At 62.5% G+C, this 20,184-nt stretch carries 16 protein-coding genes and 1 tRNA gene; 9 read left to right on the top strand and 8 right to left on the bottom strand.

The genetic code is table 11. The features are described from left to right. Positions 1-142: 142 nt before the first annotated feature. Positions 143-1,114, top strand: a complete 972-nt coding sequence (gene pfkA / locus AAFH49_RS01155) for a 6-phosphofructokinase (RefSeq protein WP_342295360.1) — start codon at positions 143-145, stop codon at positions 1,112-1,114. Between the two features lie 170 nt (positions 1,115-1,284). Here pfkA and miaA read toward each other — a convergent pair whose 3' ends face one another. From miaA to AAFH49_RS01140, 3 genes are all read right to left on the bottom strand, one after another. Continuing rightward, positions 1,285-2,202, bottom strand: coding sequence for a tRNA (adenosine(37)-N6)-dimethylallyltransferase MiaA (gene miaA, locus AAFH49_RS01150; RefSeq protein WP_342295359.1), 918 nt, complete (start codon positions 2,200-2,202; stop codon positions 1,285-1,287). Positions 2,203-2,262: 60 nt separating this feature from the next. Further along, positions 2,263-4,230, bottom strand: coding sequence for an OmpA family protein (locus tag AAFH49_RS01145; RefSeq protein WP_342295358.1), 1,968 nt, complete (start codon positions 4,228-4,230; stop codon positions 2,263-2,265). Between the two features lie 182 nt (positions 4,231-4,412). Further along, positions 4,413-5,540, bottom strand: a complete 1,128-nt coding sequence (locus AAFH49_RS01140) for a glycosyltransferase (protein ID WP_342295357.1) — start codon at positions 5,538-5,540, stop codon at positions 4,413-4,415. Between the two features lie 132 nt (positions 5,541-5,672). On the opposite strand from AAFH49_RS01140, the gene AAFH49_RS01135 reads away from it, so the two are divergent. The 4 genes from AAFH49_RS01135 (at position 5,673) to AAFH49_RS01120 (ending at position 12,271) form a co-directional block, all read left to right on the top strand. Further along, on the top strand, positions 5,673-9,308 hold the full coding sequence (locus AAFH49_RS01135; RefSeq protein WP_342295356.1) for a PAS domain S-box protein: 3,636 nt from the start codon (positions 5,673-5,675) through the stop codon (positions 9,306-9,308). 56 nt (positions 9,309-9,364) lie between these two features. Next, the gene (locus tag AAFH49_RS01130) at positions 9,365-9,751 is read left to right on the top strand and encodes a response regulator (RefSeq protein ID WP_342295355.1); all 387 of its coding nucleotides are present in this window, start codon (positions 9,365-9,367) and stop codon (positions 9,749-9,751) included. 120 nt (positions 9,752-9,871) lie between these two features. Then, complete coding sequence (locus tag AAFH49_RS01125; protein ID WP_342295354.1) at positions 9,872-10,639, top strand: MBL fold metallo-hydrolase; 768 nt, start codon at positions 9,872-9,874, stop codon at positions 10,637-10,639. Positions 10,640-10,717: 78 nt separating this feature from the next. Then, positions 10,718-12,271, top strand: a complete 1,554-nt coding sequence (locus AAFH49_RS01120) for an NFACT RNA binding domain-containing protein (RefSeq protein WP_342295353.1) — start codon at positions 10,718-10,720, stop codon at positions 12,269-12,271. Positions 12,272-12,342: 71 nt separating this feature from the next. Here AAFH49_RS01120 and AAFH49_RS01115 read toward each other — a convergent pair. Next, positions 12,343-12,424, bottom strand: a tRNA-Leu gene (locus tag AAFH49_RS01115). A gap of 198 nt (positions 12,425-12,622) precedes the next feature. Between AAFH49_RS01115 and AAFH49_RS01110 the strand changes: the two genes are divergently transcribed. After that, entirely contained in the window at positions 12,623-13,087 is a 465-nt protein-coding gene (locus tag AAFH49_RS01110) for a low affinity iron permease family protein (RefSeq protein ID WP_342295352.1), read from the top strand. Positions 13,088-13,157: 70 nt separating this feature from the next. Here the strand turns inward: AAFH49_RS01110 and AAFH49_RS01105 are convergent, their stop codons facing one another. Beyond that, on the bottom strand, positions 13,158-13,859 hold the full coding sequence (locus AAFH49_RS01105; RefSeq protein WP_342295351.1) for a Dps family protein: 702 nt from the start codon (positions 13,857-13,859) through the stop codon (positions 13,158-13,160). A 117-nt stretch (positions 13,860-13,976) separates the two neighbouring features. Here AAFH49_RS01105 and AAFH49_RS01100 point away from each other — a divergent pair, with 117 nt between their 5' ends. Together AAFH49_RS01100 and AAFH49_RS01095 are read left to right on the top strand one after the other, a co-directional pair. Beyond that, a complete protein-coding gene (locus tag AAFH49_RS01100) occupies positions 13,977-14,705 on the top strand; it encodes a VIT1/CCC1 transporter family protein (protein ID WP_342295350.1) in 729 nt (242 codons plus the stop codon). Between the two features lie 20 nt (positions 14,706-14,725). Continuing rightward, the gene (locus AAFH49_RS01095; protein ID WP_342295349.1) at positions 14,726-15,556 is read left to right on the top strand and encodes a polyphosphate kinase 2 family protein; all 831 of its coding nucleotides are present in this window, start codon (positions 14,726-14,728) and stop codon (positions 15,554-15,556) included. Between the two features lie 265 nt (positions 15,557-15,821). On the opposite strand, the gene AAFH49_RS01090 is transcribed toward AAFH49_RS01095, so the two are convergent. Both AAFH49_RS01090 and AAFH49_RS01085 read right to left on the bottom strand, forming a co-directional pair. Continuing rightward, a complete protein-coding gene (locus AAFH49_RS01090; RefSeq protein ID WP_342295348.1) occupies positions 15,822-17,612 on the bottom strand; it encodes an ABC transporter ATP-binding protein in 1,791 nt (596 codons plus the stop codon). A 186-nt stretch (positions 17,613-17,798) separates the two neighbouring features. Next, positions 17,799-18,170: a DoxX family protein gene (locus AAFH49_RS01085; protein WP_342295347.1), complete on the bottom strand. Its 372-nt coding sequence runs from the start codon at positions 18,168-18,170 to the stop codon at positions 17,799-17,801. Between the two features lie 445 nt (positions 18,171-18,615). Here AAFH49_RS01085 and AAFH49_RS01080 point away from each other — a divergent pair, with 445 nt between their 5' ends. Beyond that, positions 18,616-18,972: an STAS domain-containing protein gene (locus AAFH49_RS01080; protein WP_342295346.1), complete on the top strand. Its 357-nt coding sequence runs from the start codon at positions 18,616-18,618 to the stop codon at positions 18,970-18,972. Between the two features lie 30 nt (positions 18,973-19,002). On the opposite strand, the gene AAFH49_RS01075 is transcribed toward AAFH49_RS01080, so the two are convergent. After that, on the bottom strand, positions 19,003-20,019 hold the full coding sequence (locus AAFH49_RS01075) for a chemotaxis protein CheB (protein ID WP_342295345.1): 1,017 nt from the start codon (positions 20,017-20,019) through the stop codon (positions 19,003-19,005). Positions 20,020-20,184 lie beyond the last annotated feature (165 nt).

The following is a 20,184-nucleotide window of genomic DNA, read 5'->3' as shown; positions in this document are numbered from 1 at the left end:
AAATTACTGTTCTGCTAAGAGAAATTACAATCGTTTCCATAACGGCAATTTCTTTGCCTGGGTTGAGGGTTTGCATTCATTTCACCAACTTTGCGCGGTTTGGGTGCCATTTGCGCGCCCGGTTGTATATATATCAGGTCAGATGAAGAGAATAGCGGTTTTTACGAGTGGAGGCGATTCGCCGGGCATGAATGCCGCCATCCGGGCGGTGGTACGCACGGCCACATACCACGGTATTGAGGTTTACGGCATTATGCGGGGCTACAGTGGCATGATTAAGGGCGAATTTGTGCGTCTTGATTCGGCTTCGGTGTCCAACACGGTGCAGAAGGGCGGCACCATTCTTAAATCGGCTCGCAGTCAGAAGTTTATGACCAAGGAAGGCCGCCAACAGGCCTTCGACCAATTGGTAAACAACGGTATTGAAGGCCTCGTGGCCATTGGCGGCAACGGCACCTTCACCGGGGCTATGATTTTTGAGGAAGAATTCGGCATCCCCACGGTGGGTGCGCCGGGCACCATCGACAACGACCTGTACGGCACGGACTACACCATCGGCTACGACACGGCCGTGAACACGGCGCTGGAGTGCATCGACAAAATCCGGGACACGGCCGACTCGCACGACCGTTGCTTCTTTGTGGAGGTGATGGGCCGCGACTCGGGCTATATCGCCATCCCGTGTGCCATCGGCGGCGGGGCCGAAATCGTGATGATTCCCGAAACGCAAATGAGTGTGGATGTGGTAATTGACACGCTGCAAACGGGCTGGCAGCGTTCCAAAACCTCGTTCATCGTCATCGTGGCCGAGGGCGAGGAAGAAGGCAACGCCACCAACACGGCCGCCCGCGTGAAGGAAGCCATTCCGCAGCTCGACACTCGCGTCACGGTTATCGGGCACATTCAGCGCGGTGGCTCCCCCACGGCCGCCGACCGCCTGCTGGGCTCCCAAATCGGCATCGCCGCCGTGGAAGGCCTCATGAACGGCATGCGTAATGTAATGGCCGGAATTGTGGATAAAAAGCTGGTGTACACGCCGTTCACGGATACGATTAACAAGAAAAAACTCATCAACCAGAGCTTCATGCGGATGGTGGAGATTCTGAGCGTATAGCGTTTGACGGCTGTCATTGCGAGCGGAGCGAAGCAATCCGTCCTGTTCCCAGCGACTAACCTGATAATGTGAAAAGCCCCGGTACTGCAAAGTGCCGGGGCTTTCTGGTATAAGAAAATGGCTGGTTTTGACAGGACGGATTGCTTCGCTCCGCTCGCAATGACAGCTGGTTATAACTGCACCCACTGATAAGCCGAGTCCCGCCGCAGCCAGCTCATTTGGCGCTTGGCGTAGCGGCGGGTGTTGCGCTGAAGCAGGCGCACGGCTTCGGCCCAGTCGTATTCACCGTCCAGAAAGCCGAAAATCTCCTGGTAGCCCACGGTTTGCAGGGCGTGATGGTGGCGGTAGGGCAGGACGGTTTTTACTTCATCGAGCAGGCCGGCTTCTAGCATGTGCTCCACGCGGAGGTTGATGCGCTGGTAAAGCTCTTCCCGCTCGCGGGTGAGGGCCACTTTCACGTTGCGGAAAAGTGGGTTTTCGGGCGGTGGGCCGGCGGTGTGGAAGCTGGAAAAAGGCCGGCCGGTGGCGCGGGTGATTTCCAGGGCGCGCACCACGCGCTGGGGGTTTTGCTGGTCGATGCGGGCGTGGGCCACGGGGTCGGTTTCGGCCAGCTCGGCCACGAGGTGGGGCAGGCCGTGGGCGGCCAGCTCGGCGTGGAGTTGGGCCCGGACTTCGGGCGGCACGCTGGGCAGCTCGTCGAGCCCGTCGGTCACGGCCTGCACGTAGAGGCCCGAGCCGCCGGTGAGGATGACCAGCGGGTGCTTTTGGAATAAGTCGGTGAGGACGGCCAGGCAATCGGTGGCGAAGCGGCCGGCGCTGTAATCCTCCGTGATGCTGTGGCTATCGATGAAATGGTGGGGCACGCCCTGCATTTCGGCGGGCGTGGGCTTGGCCGTGCCGATGCTGAGCTCGCGGAAAAACTGGCGCGAGTCGGCCGAGACAATTTCGGTGTGAAACTGCTGGGCCAGCTGCACGCACAGGGCCGTTTTGCCCACGGCCGTGGGGCCGGCAATGGTGAGCAGCACGGGGCGCGGGTCGGTGGCTGTGGGGGCCAGCTGGGCGAGGATTTCGGGAGGAAGTGCGGACACGGCGGAAATAATGCGCTGTCAAAAGCGTCAACGCGGGCCGCAAAGTTCGCGCCGCCCGCGCTATTGCAGCCCCACGATGCGAAATTCGACGCGGCGGTTGAGGCGGCGTGTGGCTTCCTGGTCGTTGCTGGCAATGGGCTCGGCCCCGCCCAGGCCCAGGCCGGTGATGCGGCTGCCGGCCACACCGTGGTCGGCGAGGTAGGCTTTCACGGCGGCTACGCGCTGCTGGCTGAGCACCACGTTTTTTTCGGGCGGGCCCACGTTGTCGGTGTGGCCGCGCAGCTCGATGGTCAGGCCGGGGTTGTCAATCATGAGGCGCACCAGCTTGTTGAGGGCGGCGGCCGACGAGGGCAGCATAACGGCTTTGCCCTGCTCGAACTGCACGTTGGCGAGTTGCTGGGTGGCTCCCACGGCCAGCGGGCGGAGCAATATGTCGCGTACCAGCGGGCCGGGCGCGGCGGCCCAGGTGCTGTCGGTGGAGAAATAGCCGGGGTGCTGGGCGTGGTATTGGTAGGTGCTGCCCGGCGTGGTGGTGTAGGTGAAGCTACCGCGCACCGACAGCAGCACGGCCGTGCCCACGTCGTCGTGGTCGAGGCGGAGCTGGGCCTGCGGCAGGGGCAGCGAGGTGGTGGCATCGAGCACGCGGCCTTCCCAAATGGAAGTGGTGGGCGTGGGTGGCGGCGCGGGCGGGGCGGGCTGCACCACGCCAAACAGGTTGCAGCCGGCCAGGTCGGTATAGGTGCCGCCGCGCACGCGGGTGGCCTGGCGGCGGGCCAAATCGACCTGATAGAGCCCGTGCGGGCCGGCTAGGTACATGCGGCGGCGGCCGGCGGCATCGTTCTGCATCAGCAGGTCGCTGTAGCCGCCGCGCACGGGCAAGCCGTCGATGGGAATGCGCTCGGGCGCGGGCTGCTTGGTGGTCAGGTTTACTTTTAGCAGCGAGCCGTCGGTGCTGTACACCATATACATCGTGCTGGCATCGTCGAGACAGAAATTGCCGTGGGTGCCCGCGCTGGCGAAGCCGATGAGGGGATAATACGGCGCTTTGCGGATGGGGTCCGTGGCCCACACCACGCTCACGCGGCCTTCGTGGGGGCTCACGCGCACGAGCAGGTTGGCATCGGAAGTCATGAAATACAGGTCGCCGTGGTCGTCGGTAGCGGCGGAAATCCAGACGTTTTCCGGGCCTTGGGCGGGGAGCTGCCAGTCGGTGTACGCGCCGCGCCGGGCGGCGGGGTCGTAGCGGTACACGCGTTCAGGCGCGTTGGTGGGGGCTTTCGTGACGGAATACAGGCAGTTATCGAAACCTTTGGCCAGGGCGTAGGACTGGAAGGGCAGCACCCGGCGGTGAGCACGGGGCGTGGCTGTGGGGTCGGAAGTTGAAAACTCGTGGATGGTGCGGCAGTCATCTTCCCACTGCCCGTCGTGGTAGCGCAGGGCGGCAATGCCATACATTTTGCCGTCACAAATCTGGTCGGCGTAGCGGCGGCTGGGCCAGGGCGAGTTAGTGAAAGCGAACGACTCGACCAACTGCCGGCCTTCGGTGAGGTAGCGGCCGCTCTGGTCGGTGCCGGCCCGGTATTCTACCCGAAACTCGTAGCCGCCGCGCCAGAGCTGCCGGCCCACTACGTGCATGCGCGTGGCTAGGGCTGGCGGGGCGTAGGTGTACTCGTAATCAATCTCATCGGTGGGGCCAATGCTGTGCTGGTCGAGGCGCAGCACCTGCACGCGGGGAAGGCGCTGGATGCGTTGGTACACCGAATCGGGCCGGCCCGCGCCTAGCAGCCGCAGGTCGCGGCGGTCGTCGGGCAGTGGCTGCTGGAGGACTTTCACTGTCGCGGCGATAACCGGCGCGCCGGCTGTGAACGTGGCTACCTGCCCGCCCGCGGCCCGGGGCGGCACCCAGCCCGGCGCAAAGGCCAGCTGGTAGCGGGCTTGCGCGTCGGTGTACGGGATAGCGGGCGGCGTGGGCTGTGCATATAGTATCAGCCGAAAAACCAACAGTACCAGCGTCAGAAAAATCTTCATAGGCCGGAGCAACGGGGAACCAGGGTAAGCAGCTACAAAACAATATTTTCGGCGTGTAGTGCCACCCATCGGACCGGCAAGATAACGCCCACGGCCGCCTTCCAGGCAGCAAGCGGCCGATGCGCTGGCGCCAACGAGCCAGTAGTTTAAGTTATTGGCTCAATGTGCAAGCGAAAGCCAGGCTATGCAAATAAGCCCGCAAATAGCTTCAGCAGCACTTGTTCCTCATGTTGCCAGCTGAGTTGGAGCGCGGCGCGGCGGCAGTTTTCGGCCAGGTGCTGGTAGCGGGCGGGCTCGTCGCGCAGCAGGCGGTTGAGGGCAGCGGCCAGGGTGGTGGGTTGCAGGTCGGTCACCAGCTCGGCCACGTCGAACTGGTCGTTGAGGGCGCGGTATTCGGGAAAGTCGATGAGCACCTGCGGGATGCCGGCGTGCACGTAATCAAAAAATTTATTGGCCAGCGAGTAATAGTAGCTCAGGCCGATATTCTCCAGCAGCATGATGCCCACGGCCGCGTGCCGCGTGACTTCGCGCAATGCCTCGGGCAGCACGAAGCCCCGAAATTCAACTTTGCCTGATGCCAGCAAACCCAGCTTTTCGGCGCGCTCACGTAGCATGGCCGAGAGGTCGCCTTCACCGCAAATCACCAGCCGGCCCGCCACCTGCGGCATGGCATCAATCAGGTTTTCCAGGCCCCGGCCCACATTCAGCGCGCCCTGGTAGAGGATGTAGCCAGCGGGCGGGGCAGCGGTGGGGGCGGGCGGCAGCACCTCGCCAGTTCGCAGGCGGCTCACGTTGCGCACCACGGCAAAGGGCCGGCCGTAGCGCTGCTCAAAGACCTGCGCCAGTGCCGGCCCCACGGTGTAGGCTAGCCGGGCGCGCGGCACGATGAAGCCCTCCACCCACCGCCAGATGCGCTGAACCGCCGGCCGGGCCACCACCTCGGGTACTTCCGTGAATAGCTCGTGGGCGTCGTACACGAAGGGCTGGCCGCCGAGCTTGGCGCGCAGCCACACAGGTAGGGCGGTATCAAGGTCACAGGCGCACCAGGCGGCTGCGCGCTGGCTCAATAGGTAGAAAAACAGCCGCAGGTTATACTCCAGGTAAAACAGCTTGCCCTTTTGAAACCAGCCGCGCAGGCGGCGCTGCTGGTAAGGCTGCGGCGTGAGTGGGGGCGAAGTGGGCCGCTGCCAGCCCACCAGCTGCACGCGGTAGCCGGCGGCGGCCAGGCTGCCGCAGATGCGCTGCATCCGCTGGTCGAAGCACAAATCGGTGGTGACGGTGAAAAGCAGCGGCTGGGAGGGGAGCGGCAAGGGCGGGGTGGGGCGAGGGCCAGCCGGGCAGGGACGGCCGGCGATAATTATATTTTGGCCAAATTTACACCGCCGCCTCGCAGCGCGGTGGCTATCTTAGCCGGAAATATCAACTGGTAGTTCGTGTCGTTTATGGCTCCTTTTTCGGCTACTTCCACTGCCCGCCCCGTGGCCCCGCCCCTGGCGGCGCTGCTCGACCAGCTTGGCCAGGTGTACATGCTGGCCGATTCGAAGGGGACCATCGTTGAGGTCAATGAGGCCCTGCTGGCCCTCACGGGCTATACCCGCGACAAAGTGCTGGGCCAGCACTGCTACCAGCTGTTTGCCCCGCCTGCCGAGCGCGAAGCGCGGCGGCGGGAGTTCCTGGAAATAATTGAGCATCAGAACGTGGCGGCCAGCTACGAGCGGTCGATAAGTACGCGCACGGGCCAGCTGCGCTACCTGAACTGGCAGGCCGGCTTCACGCACGATGCCGCCGGGGGCGTTACGGGCCTCTGGATGGCCGGCCAGGAAGTGGCCAGCCACAGTGTGGTTAGCCCGGCCCTGGCCGGCGACAGCACCCACCTGCAGGACTTTCTCGACAATGCCCAAGACTTGGTGCAGCACCTCGGGGCCGACAACGGTTTCCTGTTTGTGAACAAGGCCTGGAAGGAAAAGCTGGGCTATACCGACGCCGAGCTGGCCACCCGCACCCTGGCCGATGTGGTGCACCCCTACTACAAGGCCAAGCTGCTCTATCAGCTCCGCAATCTGTATGATGGCGAGCCGGTGAACAAGGTCGAAACCGTGTTTCTGACTAGCCAGGGCAAGCCCGTGCACCTTATCGGGAGCATGAACGTGGTGCGCGAGGAAGGCCAGCCGGTGAGCAGCCGCGCCATTCTGCACGACATTACGGACCGCATCAAGGCCGAGCGCCTGCAAAAGGTCTACTACAGCATCGCCAACCTGGCCATCTCGGCCAAGGACTTGCCCAGCCTCTACGGGGCCATTCACCGCGAGCTGAGCAAGATTATCGAAACCAGCAACCTGTTCATCGCCCTCTGCGACGATGCCCGCACGCAGCTGCAGTTCGTGTACCACGTCGACCAGCACCCACAGGCCCGGCCGCAGGGCACGCGGCCTTTTTCGGCGGGCGTGTCGGAGTACATCATTGCCGGCGGGCAGCCGCGCTACCTCACCCACACCGACTACCAGCAGCTGGTGCGCAGCGGGGCCGTCACGGCCTTCGGGCAGGCCCCGGAGGTGATGCTGGCCTCGCCGCTCAGCATCGGCGACCGCATCATTGGGGTGCTGGCCGTGCAGGACTACAGCCGCGCCGATGCTTACACACCCGGCGACCTCGACGTGCTGCACTTCATCTCGAACCAAGTGGCCCTGGCCATCGAGCGCAAGCGCAACGAGGAACAGATTGGCAAGCAAACGGCCCGCCTCAATGCTATCTTCGAGAGCGGCTCGCACGTGATGTGGACGGTGGACACCCACGCCAACCTCATGAACTTCAACCGCAACTACGCGGCCCTGTTCCTGCGGCGCAACGGCACCTACCCGGTGCGCGGCCTCAACCTGTGGAAGGCCGACCTGGCGAACATGCCCGCCCACGAGCGCGACACCTTCGTGCAGCACTACGACGCGGCCGCCAAGGGCCAGGCCCAGCGCTTCGAGATGCGCCTGCGCGATGCCCGGGGCTATGACGTGTGGACCGATATTTACCTGAACCCGATTTACCTGGGCGATGGCTCGTTTGAGGAAATTTCGGCCATTGCCCACGATATCACCGAGCAGAAGCGCGCCCAGCTGGCCCTGGAAGGGCAGGAGGAGAAGTTCCGCTCCATCTTCGAGTCGTTTCAGGACATCTACTACCGCACCGACGAGGAAGGCATTCTCACCATCGTCAGCCCTTCGGTGCGCGACGTGCTGGGCTACGAGCCCGAAGAAGTGGTGGGCAGGCCCGTGATAGATTTCTACGTGGAGCCCGCCGACCGGCCCCGCGCCACCGAGGAAGTGGACCGCAGCGGTGGCCTGCGCAACTTCGAAACCCAGCTCTGGCACAAGGACGGCTACCCGGTAAGCGTGCTGGTGAATGCGCGCATCGTAGGCGGCGGCGATGCCGGCACCCAGGGCATTGCCCGCGACGTAACCGAAATCAAGCAGATGCAGGACGACCTGCGCCTGGCCAAAGACGAGGCCGAAGCCGCCCTGGAGGCCAAAACGCAGTTCCTGGCCAACATGAGCCACGAACTGCGCACGCCCATGAACGGCATCATCGGCATGATTGACCTGCTCGACCAGACCGTGGAAACCGACGAGCAGCTCGACTACGTGGATACCCTGCGCAAGAGCTCCGACGCGTTGCTTACCATCCTGAACGACATTCTCGACCTATCGAAAATCCAGGCCGGCAAGCTCCAGATTCACGAAACGCCTATCGAGCTGCAAGCCGTGATGGAGCGCATCCGCGCCCTGTTCATCTACCGGGCCGAGCAGAAGCACATCCGTTTCACCTACCACATCACGCCGCACACCCCGCGCTACGTGATAACCGACGAGGTGCGCCTGCTCCAAATTCTGTCCAACCTGGTGGCCAACGCCATCAAGTTCACCAACGAAGGCACTGTGGGCATCGTGGTGAGCAGCGTGAGCACCGACGGCGAGCTGCACACCCTGCGCTTTGCGGTGCAGGATTCGGGCATCGGCATTTCGAGCGACAACGCCAGCCTGCTCTTTACCAATTTCACCCAGCTCGACACCACGCCCAGCAAGGCCTACGGCGGCACGGGCCTGGGCCTGAGCATCAGCCGGCAGCTGGCCGAGTTGCTGGGGGGCGAAATCGGCGTATTATCCGACGAGGGCGAGGGCTCGGTGTTCTGGTTCACCATCACGGCCCGCGAGGCCCAGCACGTTGAGCCACTCGCTGCGGCTCCGCAGCGCGAGGCCGCGTTCCAGCCCTTCGAGGCCGCCCCGCGGGTGCTGCTCGTCGATGACAACGCCATTAACCAGAAGGTGGGCCAGCGCCTGCTCACCAAGCTGGGCTGCGATGTGACCATTGCCGGCGGCGGCCCCGAGGCCATTGCCCTGGTTAGCAAGCCGGGGGCCAGCTACAACATTATTTTCATGGACATCCAGATGCCGGAAATGGATGGCGTGGCCGCTACCGCCGAAATCCGCCGCTTGCTGGGGGCTGCCTGCCCACCCGTGGTGGCCATGACGGCCTACTCCATGCAGGAAGACGCCGGCCGCTTCATGAGCCAGGGCCTCGACGACTACGTGGGCAAGCCCGTGAAAAGCCGCCACCTCTACGAAGTGCTGCACCGCTGGCTGCGCCCGCGTAATACCCCCGCCACAGCCCCTGGTGCCAATGGCACTGCCCCGGTCCCGGCTGCGCTGCCCGCGCCAGCCGCGCCTCAGGAGCCCACGCTCGATGTGAACATCATGCACCAGTTGATAGAGCTGGGTGGCTCCGAATTCACGTTCGAGCTGTATAAGGAGTTTGAGCAGGAGGCCGGCGATTTGCTGCGCGACGCTGCCCCCGTGGTGGCCGAGGCCAACTTCCGCGAGCTGCTGCCCATGCTGCACCAGCTCAAAGGCACGGCCTCTACGCTGGGCGGGGTGGCCCTGGCCGCGCAGGCCCGGCACCTTGAACACCAGTTCAAAGAGGGCCGGCTGGATGAAGGTGCCGTGGGTTTTCAACTTCTGGAACATTACTTTGCGCAGTTCGTTGCCGAATACCCCGGCGCAGTTGAGCGCGCTGCTGACCCTTCGGCCGCCTGAGCGCGGCCAATTTCTTACCGCTCTACCCTATGAACCCAACTCAAACCCCTTCGCCAATGTCCGCCGAACCCGCATCCAAAACCATCCTCATTGCCGAAGACAGCTCGGTAATTCTCAATCTTACCCGCAAAATCCTCGAATTGCAGAAGTATAAAATCGTGCTGGCTAAAAACGGCGGCGAAGTGCTGAAGCAATTGGAGAGCAACCCGGTGGATTGCGTGCTGATGGACATCAACATTCCCGTGAAAGACGGCATGCAGTGCACCCGCGAAATCCGCGCCCACGCCGACCCCAAAATCAACAAGCTGCCCATCATCGCCATCACCGGCAACGCCAACAACTACTCGATGGACCAGTTCCGCGAGGCCGGCGTGACCGATTACCTGCCCAAGCCGCTCGATTTCGACGCCCTGGTGCGCGTAGTGAAGCAATACGTGGGCTAAAGGAATTATGAGTTTTGAATTATGAATTATGAGTTGAAATCGTAGGCCCAAATGCCTCACGGCGGTTTTGACTGCGAAACAACTCATAATTCAAAACTCATAATTCATAATTCAAACGCAGTGCAAGTAACGTTCTTAGGTACAGGCACGTCTTCCGGCGTGCCGATGATTGGCTGCACCTGCGTGGTGTGCCGCTCGCTCGACCACCGCGACCACCGCCTGCGCGTGTCCGTGCACCTGGAAGTGGACGGCCGCAGCTTCGTGGTCGATTCTGGCCCCGATTTCCGCCAGCAGATGCTGCGCGCCCGCGTCACCCACCTCGACGCCCTGCTCTTCACCCACGAGCACAAGGACCACACCGCCGGCCTCGACGACATCCGGGCCTTCAACTTCCGGCAGCAGACTGACATGCCGGTTTTTGCCGAGCCCCGGGTGCTGCAGCAGCTCCGGCAGGAGTTTGCCTACATTTTTGCCGAGCACAAGTACCCCGGCGTGCCCCGCGTGACGCTGCACCCCATCGAGCGCGATGACGTGCCGTTTGACGTGCTGGGCGTTCCCGTGCTGCCCCTCCGAGCCATGCACCACCGCCTGCCGGTGCTGGGCTTCCGCATCGGCGGCTTTTGCTACCTGACGGATGCCAACCACCTCGGCCCCGAAACCCGCGCCCAGCTCCGCGATGCCGACGTCATCGTGCTCAACGCCCTGCGCCGCGAGGAGCACATCTCGCACTTCACCCTGGCCCAGGCCGTGGCCGTGCTCGAAGAAGCCGCACCCAAACGCGCCTACCTCACCCACATCAGCCACCAGCTGGGCCTGCACCGCGAGGTAGAAGCCGAACTGCCTAGCTGGATTCGGCTGGCGTATGATGGGCTGAAAGTGGAGGTGTAGCGCGGACTTTGCGAGTCCGCGAATTGAACAACCGAGTTAGCACCACACTCGCGGACTCGCAAAGTCCGCGCTACATCCATGCACACCAACTACTATTTCCTGCGCCAGCTGGCCCCCGCGCTCACCGAGCGGCTGCGGGGCTACCGCGTGGCCGTTTGCTTCACGCAGGAAAAGGATGAGCTGGTCATCGGACTCACCAGCGGCACGGCTGAGTTCTGGCTGAAAGCGCAGCTGGGAGCCAATTTTCCGGCCCTGGCGTTGCCCGAAACCTTCCAGCGTGCCCGCGCCAATTCCGTCGATTTGTTCCCGGACATGCTGGGCCAGCAGGTCGAAACCGTGGCCGCCTGGCCCCAGGACCGGGTGCTGCAACTAAATTTCCGTAGCGGTGCCCGCCTCGTATTCAAGCTATACGGCCCGCGCCCCAATGCCATTTTCCGCACTGCGCCGGATGCCAAAGCCCAGCTTTTCCACCAAAAGCTGCTGGCTGATGCTGACCTGCGGCCCCAGCCAGCTACTACGCCTCCAGTTGCCGGGAAACTCCCGCCGCCGCTCGCCGATTTGCCCCTGCGCTACCTGCGCGAAAACGGCTACGACCTAGCCCCGCCCGAAACCAAAACCCGCTTGGTGAACCAGGTATTGGCCCAGCTCGAAAAGCCGGCCCAATACTACATCATCCAGCTCGACGGCCGCACGCGCCTCAGCCTGCTGCCGCTGGGCGAAGCGCTGGAAACCTTTGCCGGCGACGACCCCGTGGTCGCCCTGCGCCGCTTCGTGCCCATGGCTCTGGGCCGCCGTGCCCTCGAAATGGAAACCAAGCAGCTTCGCCAGCTGCTGGAGCGCCGCGCCGACGAGGCCAGTACCGCCGCCGCCCACGCCCGCCAACGCCTCCATGCCCTGGCTCACGAGGCCGGCTACCGCCACACCGCCGACCTCATCATGGCGCACCTGCACGAGATTCCGGCCGGGGCCACCCAAATCGAAGTGCTGGATTTCTACACCAACCAGCCCAAAACCATCAAGCTGAAGCGCACCGAAAAACCCCAGCTCACCGCCGAAAACCTTTACCGCAAGGGCAAAAACCAGCAAATCGAAGAGCGCCAGCTCAGTGAGCGCATTGCTCGCCGCGAGGCCGAAGCCCTCACGGCCCTGGAGCGCCTTGAGGAGATGGACACCCAGCCCGCCCTGGCCGAGTTGCGCGGCCTGCGCACCTGGCGCAAGCAGCACGGCCTCGACCCCACGCCCACGGCGGCCAAAGCGGCCACGGAACTTCCCTTCAAAGTTTTTGAGGACCGGGGCTTCACCATTTTGGTGGGCCGCAACGCGGCGAATAACGACCTGCTCACCCAGAAATATGCTCATAAGGACGACCTGTGGCTGCACGCCAAGGACGTGACCGGCTCGCACGTCGTCATCCGGCACAAGGCGGGGCAGGTTGTGCCTGAACCCGTGGTGGAGCACGCCGCCATGCTGGCCGGCTGGTACTCGCGCCGCCAGCATGATACGCTGTGCCCGGTCACGGTCACGCCCAAGAAGTTTGTGCGCAAGCCCAAGGGCGCGCTGCCCGGCCAGGTGGTAGTGGAGCGCGAGCGGGTGGTGCTGGTGAAGCCCGGCAACCCATTTGAGCGGGAGTAGGAGAGAGTTAGAGGCAGTGAGAGAAACGAAAAAGCCCGCTGCAATTACTTGCAGCGGGCTTTCGATTTGCGTGCGCGCGGGGAGATTCGAACTCCCACACCCGAAGGCACCACCCCCTCAAGATGGCGTGTCTACCAGTTTCACCACGTGCGCAAATAGAGCAACTAAACCGGGTATTCGGCCGAGGCCGGCGTCGCTGAGGTGGCGAAGCGGGTGCAAAGATAGCCGGAGGATTTTGGCCACACAACCTTTTATTGGCCTTTTTCACCAAGCCCCCACCATTGAACTGGTTATCTTGTGGTTTCGTAATAGCACTAGGGTGCTTTTCGTCCTTTTTTCAGAAAAAACGCCATGAATTCCTCCTCATTGCCCACTAAAAACTCCTTTTTCGGCCGCATGGCCGAGGCCATTACCAAGTTTTCGGGCTCTACGGCCGCATTTGTTACTGCGGCGAGCATCGTGATTGTGTGGGGCATCACGGGGCCGCTGTTTCATTATTCTGAAACCTGGCAGCTGGTCATCAACACGGGCACCACCATCATCACGTTTCTGATGGTGTTTCTCATTCAGCGGGCGCAGAACAAGGATTCGCTGGTGCTGCACCTCAAGCTGAACGAGCTGATTGCGGCCCAGCAGGGGGCCAGCAACCGCCTTATCAACGCGCAGGACTTTTCGGAAGAGGAAATCAAGACTCTGCACGATTTCTACTGTCTGCTGGCCGAGCTGGCCAAGAAGGACAACGACCTGGGCAAAACCCATTCGATAGAAGAAGCTGAGGACAACCACAGCGAAAAGCTGGCCGCGCAAGTCGACTAACGACTGAAACCAAAACCAAAAAAGGCTGCCGCAAATGATGCGGCAGCCTTTTTTGTGGTTTAATCTAAGGCTACTCGGCCCGGGTGAGGGGCGACTCGACTACGTGCTCCGAGACGAACCAGACCTGCATTTCGTTGGTGCGGATGAGCTGGCTCACGATGAGGTCGTTGGTGCCGTCGTCGCCGCTTTCGTCGGCTTTGCCGGCGTAGTCGTGGCAGTTTTTGAGGAGGCGCTGGTGGCCGTCGAGCAGGCGTGAGACTTGTACGGGGGCTTCTTCGCGGTCGCGGGGCACGCGGGGGATGCTGCTGAGCTCGGCCACGTCGTGGGCCATGGCCACGGCCACGCCGCCCAGAATCTGGATGCGCTCGGCGATGGCATCGACCAGTACCGCCTGCTCCTCGTAGTGCTTATCAAACAGCAGATGCAGCTGGTAGAAAGTGGGGCCTACTACCTGCCAGTGGTGTTTTTTGTACATGTCGCGCAGCGTGATGGTATCGGCCAGGAGCTGGTTGAGCATGGTCACGCTGCTCCGGCGGGTGGCTTCGTCGAGGCCGATGGGCAGGCGCTGGCTCACGGTGCCGTAGCGCTGGGTGGGCGCGGGGGCGTGGTTTTGCTGGTTGAGGATGGGCTGGATGTCGACGGCGGCGTTGGTGCCGGCCCCTTTGCCGTTGTTGGAGGCAGCGGCTTTGGCGGGGGCTTTCTTGGCGGCCGGGGCGGCAGCTTTTTTGGGTGCGGCGGTTTTGGGAGCGGCGGTTTTGGCGGGAGCAGCCATAATGATGAAAACGAGTGAGGTGAGGCAGGCCGCCGAAATATTCCGGCAGCGAAAATTCTATTTCTGCGTACGTAAAGCACCTTGCCGGGTTCAGGCCACATTCTTAAATTTCCTATTATGACCGAGCCAAAAACCACCACCCAATTGCCACACGACGTGCATCCCGAAGACCACCTCACCAGCTCGGCCATGCTGCAGGATGTGGTCATTGGCCTCTCCGATGGCCTCACCGTGCCCTTTGCGCTGGCGGCGGGGCTGAGCGGGGCCGTGTCGTCGTCCAGTCTGGTTATCACGGCGGGGCTGGCCGAGATTGTGGCCGGCAGCATTGCCATGGGCCTGGGCGGCTACCTGGCCGGCCGCACCGAGGTAGAACACTACGCCTCGGAGCTGAGCCGCGAGCACCGCGAGGTGCAGGAAGTGCCGGAAAAAGAGCGCGCCGAAGTAGACGAGTTGCTGGCCGACATGGGCCTCTCCCCGGAAACGCGCCGCCAGGCCGTGGCCGAGCTCACCGCCGACCCCGAGCAGTGGGTGAAGTTCATGATGAAGTACGAGCTGGGCCTGGAGGAGCCCGACCCCAAACAGGCCCCCAAAAGCGCGTTCACCATCAGCGTGGCCTATGCGGTGGGCGGGCTGATTCCGCTCAGCGCCTATTTTGTGACCGATACGCCGCAGCAGGGGCTGGCGTGGTCGGCGGCCATCACGCTGGTGTGTTTGTTCGTGTTTGGCTACTTCAAGAGCCGCATGACCGGGCAGCCGCCCGTGGCCGGGGCCGTGAAAATGGCCGTGGTAGGCGCGCTGGCAGCGGCGGCGGCCTTTGGCATTGCGCGGCTGGTGGGCGGCGCGTAGAAATTATTATTCAACTCATCATGAAATTCAAGCTCCCCGAAACCCCCGCCGTTTTCGTCAACAGCAAGTCCTTTCGCCTCGCCGACGTGGACCCGGCCGACATCACGCCCTTCAAGCACCAGCCCGACGACAAGCAGGAGGCCAGCCCGCGCCTGCTCCAGCTGCGCCAGCGCCTGAGCGCGCTCCAGGAGCTGCTTTACGCCGAGCACTCGCGCAGCCTGCTCATCGTGCTGCAGGCCATGGACACGGGCGGCAAGGACGGGGCCATCCAGAACCTGCTCACGGGCGTGAACCCGGCCGGCGTGCAGGTGGCCAACTTCAAGGCGCCCACCTCGGAGGAGCTGAACCACGATTTCCTCTGGCGCATCCATGCCCAGACGCCCAAGCGTGGCCATATTGGCGTGTTCAACCGCTCGCACTACGAGGACGTGCTCATCACCCGCGTACACGGCATGATTGACGAGAAAACCTGCGAGCAGCACTACGCCGACATCAATAATTTTGAGCAGCTGCTAACCAATAACGGCACGCGCATCCTCAAATTCTTCCTCCACATCAGCAAGGAGGAGCAGGCCCGGCGCCTGCAAGCCCGCCTCGACGACCCCAGCAAAAACTGGAAATTCGACCCCAACGACCTCAAGGAGCGCGCCCATTGGGCCGACTACCAGGCCGCCTACCAGGAGGCCATGCGGCAGTGCTCCTCCGGTGCTGCGCCGTGGTTTGTGATTCCCGCCAACCACAAGTGGGGCCGCGACCTGGCCATCACCGAAATTGTGGTGGCCGCCCTGGAGGACATGAACCTCCAGCAGCCCACCGTCGATTTCGACCCGAAGGCGCAGGTGATTGAGTAGGAGGAATGGCCGTCCGCGCAGAGCTCTGCCAAGCCCTCCGGCCGAATCTGGACGGGTAAAAAGAGCTCTGCCGAGCGCCCCGGCCGAGTCCGGACTACCTAAAAGAGCTCTGCCGAGCACCCCGGTCTAGTCCGGAGTGCTCGGCAGAGCTCTTTTTAGGGCTCCGGTCTGGTCCAGAGCGCCTGGCAGAGCTCTGCCAAGCCCTCCGGCCGCGACCGGACTACAAAACAGAGAATTTTCAGGCGATAAAGTGCAATTTGGCGGGCTAAACGGCCACGGCGCTGGTAACCTCGGCCTCCTTGCGCTCGCCAATCTGCTGGCGCCACATGGCGTAGTAGAGGCCTTTTTGGGCCAGCAGTTCGGCGTGGCCGCCCTGCTCGGCAATGTGGCCGCGCTCCAGCACGAAGATGCGGTCGGCGTGCAGGATGGTGCTGAGGCGGTGGGCAATGAGGATGGTCATGTGCTGGCGTGAGCCGGAGAGTTCCCGCACCGTCTTGCCGATTTCCTCTTCGGTGAGCGAATCGAGGGCCGACGTGGCTTCATCGAACACCATGAGCGTGGGCTTGCGCAACAGCGCGCGGGCAATGCTGAGGCGCTGCTTTTCGCCGCCGCTCACTTTCACGCCGCCCTCGCCAATCACGGTATCGAGGCCGAGCGGGGCGCGGGCCAGCAGGGTATCGGCTGCGGCCTGGTGCAGGGCCAGCAGGCATTCTTCGTCGGTGGCGTGGGGGGCCACGAAGCGCAGGTTTTCGCGGATGGTGCCCGCGAAAAGCTGGGTATCCTGCGTTACGAAGCCGATTTGCTCGCGCAATTCGTCGAGGTCGATTTCATCGCCGGGGATGCCGTTGTAGCGAATCTGGCCGGCCAGGGGCGGGTAGAGGCCCACCAGCAGCTTCACCAAGGTGGTTTTGCCCGAGCCCGAGGGGCCTACGAAAGCAATGGTTTCGCCCAGCTTCACCCCGAAGGAAATATTGGTGAGCGCCTTGCCCTTGGCCGTGAGGTGCTGGAAGCTGACGTGGTCGAAGGCTAAGTTGTCGATGTGCGCGACGGACTTGGGGTCGGCCGGCTTCACGTCCTTCGGCGTGTCGAGAATCGTCTGGAAATTGCCCAGCGAAATCTCCGTTTCGCGGTACACCCCGATGATGTTGCCCAGCTCCTGCAACGGCCCGAAAATGGAGAACGAGTAGATGAAGAACGAGAAAAACTGCCCCAGGCTGATGTGGCGCTGCACCAGCAGGTACAGCAGCAGCAGCACAATCACGTTGCGGAGCAGGTTCACGAAGGTGCCCTGCACGAAACTCAGCGAGCGCAGGTAGCGCACTTTGCGCAGCTCCAGCTTCAGGATTTTGTCGGTGGTGGCGTTCAGGCGCTCGGTTTCCTGCTGGGCCAGGCCCAGGCTTTTGATGAGCTCGATGTTGCGCAGGCTCTCGGTAGTAGAGCCGGCCAGGGCCGTCGTCTCAGCCACGATGGTTTTCTGAATGACCTTGATGCGCTTGCTCAGGAAAAAGCTCAGAATGCCCAGCAGCGGAATGGTGAGGAAATACCCCAGCGCAATGGGCCAGTACACCGTAATGGCGTACCACATCACGAAAATGATGCCCACCAGCGCTGTAAACAGCACGTTCACGAAGCTCTGAATGAGCTTTTCCACGTCAATCCGCACCTTCTGGAGCTTGCCCAGCGTCTCGCCCGAGCGCTGGTCCTCAAACACCTGGTAGGGCAGCTCCAGCGAGTGGCGCAGGCCGTCGGAATACATCTTGGCCCCCAGCCGCTGGGTGATGACGTTGACGTAATAATCCTGGAAGTTTTTGGCGATGCGCGACACCATGGCCGCGCCCAGCATCAGCCCGATGTAGGGCAGCGCCTCGCGCAGAAACGGCCCGAACGGCACCAGATGAATCGCGCCCAAATCGCCGCCCTTGGGCGCAAAATGGTCGATGAGCTTGCGGAAGAAATATGGGTCGAGCAGCGAGAACACCTGGTTCACGGCGGCCAGCCCGAGGGCCAGCACCAGCAGCGGCCAGTAGTTGCGCAGGTAGCTATAAAGGATTTTCATGACAAAGGGAACACACAAGTAGCCCGGCCGGGCCGGCCAGAAGGCAAGCAACCCGGCCGGGCGGCAATGGTTTAGGTTAGAAGCAAGGCTCGGTTGTCATTCCGGCGAAGGAGGAATCTGAGCAAAGTTGTTTGAACGGTTTGACTCAGATTCCTCCTTCGCCGGAATGACAGGCCAGCTCCGTCTTTAGACCGCCCGCGCCTCGGTGCGGCTGCGCAGCATCAGCACTACTACCAGCAGAACCAGCGCCACAATGGCCGGCACACCCTTGGCCAGCCCGCCGGGGATTTTGGTGGCGTGCATGAACACGGCTCCAATCATGATGATGATAAGGCCCATGGCCGCCGGGCGCACCGTGCGGGGGATAAGCAGACCAATGCCGCCCAGCAGCTCGGCCCCACCAATGAAGCCGCCGAACCAGCCCGGCATGCCCAGGCCTTCGAACATTTTCATGGTGCCGGGCAGGTCCATCAGCTTGTGGCTGCCGCCATAGATGAACATGGCGGCCAGCAGAGCCTGCAAAATCCAGGCGATGATGTTGCGTACGGAAGGGCTCATAGTGAAGAGGTGAAAGGTGGAAAAAGGTTAATAAGGCGGTTTTGGGGCGGTTGCTGTTGCGCCTGACGTCTGCCCCGTCGCCAATGTCGGCAAAATGGAGACGATTATCGGGGAAAGATGTTTTGGTTGGTCTGCGGTGGAACGGAAATTTAATAGCCGGTTATTGTATATATATAAATCTATGTTTAACTTTCGTTATGATGGTCTACCCATTTTTGCCCGGAAATGTCGGGCAGGACGATGAGCAGGGAAAAGACTGAATAATGAAATTTATCCCAACAATAGTTTAAGTATTTATACATAGTAAAACCAGTATTTTTAGCTTGGTATCAACTTGTCCTGCCGGCGTAATTTGTATCAACATTACACGATAGGTTGCCGCATGGTATCAAAATATCTTGTTTATGTCTGTTTGACAACTGCTTAAATTCTATTCGTTATGCATGTGATATACCATGAAATGCTGCCGGAGAGCTACCTGCTCATCCTGGCTCCCGGCCGCCAGGGCGAGCCGGAATCGGTGCTGGCGCGCTGGCTGCGCCGGGCGCAGCGCAGCGGCAAGCCCTCGGTGTGGGTCGATTGCGGCATGTTGGAATCGTTGTCGACCGAAGCCGCCCGACTGCTGTGGAACTCGCACTTTCAGCTTCAGGAAAAACACGCGCAGCTGGTGCTGGTGCACGTGCCCGAGCGCGTGAAGCGCGAGCTGCTGGAGCAGGAGCTGGGCCCCGCGCCCTGCATGGTGCCCACGCTGCTGGACGCCGCCCGCCAGGCCAGCTGGCACGACTGGGGCCTGGAGGCCTAAGCCCGTCGCCCGCTCACGGCCCCCGCGCCGCTAGTCTTCGGGCGTGGCAACGGTGGTGGGGCTGCTGCCACTGAGCAGAAACTCGCGCAGGCGGTTGATGTGCATTTTGATTTCGTTCAGCTTTTCTGCTCGTTGCGCCGAGTAGGCGCCCTCGTCGCGCGCGGCCATGCCGGTGAGCAGGTTTTTGCGCTCCTCCATCATGCGCAGGGCCACCCAGAGGGTTTCTTCGAGTTGCTGCTGGGAATTGTGCAGCAGGCCGTCGGCGGTGTAGGCGTGGCCGGTGTGGCAGCGGTAGCGCAGCACTTTGCCCTCGTTCACTTCCCAGAGGTTGCCGCCGCAGTCGGGGCAGGTGAGGGGCACCAGGTGGGCGATGCTATCAACGGCGATGGTATCGCCCACCACTCTTTCCGCAATGGCGGCTTCCTGCTTCAGGTCTTCGGGAATGATGGGCTGGCGCTGAGGCGGGGGACTGTGGGTGATTTCATCCAGCAGGGCCGCCATCTGGCTTAGGGGCACCACGTAGTCCACGTCCACGTTTTGCAGGGCCGATTCGGGCATGCTCGGGAATGCCGCTTCGTGGGGGTCTTGCACGATGGCAATGCCGCCGCAGCGCTTGATGAATTCCAGGCCGGCCGTGCCGTCGTGCAGCATCCCCGTGAGCACCACGCCCACCGCCCGCGCCCCGTAGGCCACCGCCGCCGAGCGGAACAGGGCGTCGATGGCGGGGCGGTAGTGGTTTTCGCGCGGGCCTTTGGTCACGAGCAGGTGGGGCACGCTGCCATCCTTGGCCAGCAGGTGGCGGTCGGGCGGGGCCAGGTAGAGGGTGCCGGCCTTCAGCACCTCGCCGTCGGTGGGCAGGCGGCAGGGCAGGGCGGTGTGGCGGCCCAGCCGCTCCACCAGGTGCTGGCCGTCGGCATCGGGGGCGAAGTGCTGTACCACCAGAATGGCGGCGGGAATGGTAGCCGGAAGATTGGTTACGAATTCGACCAGGGCCGGCATACCGCCGGCCGAGGTGCCAACTACAATCAAATAAGTAGGAGCTGACATGGGAAGCGCGGAAAATAGTATTTCCTACGGCAAATCCGGCGAAACGGCGAAGGCCCCGGTCTTTTTCCGGTAAATTTGCTTTGGCCCACCTCCAAAGGGAGCGCGGCCTTTCACGTCTGTTGTTTTATGAATCCCACCCATTCGGCGTCCGCGCCCGACGAACCC

The organism is Hymenobacter segetis (genome assembly GCF_038448715.1).
GTDB classification, from domain to species: Bacteria; Bacteroidota; Bacteroidia; order Cytophagales; family Hymenobacteraceae; genus Hymenobacter; species Hymenobacter segetis.
Note: the sequence above shows the minus strand (reverse complement) of the source record. Positions and strands in the feature narration are given on the sequence as shown.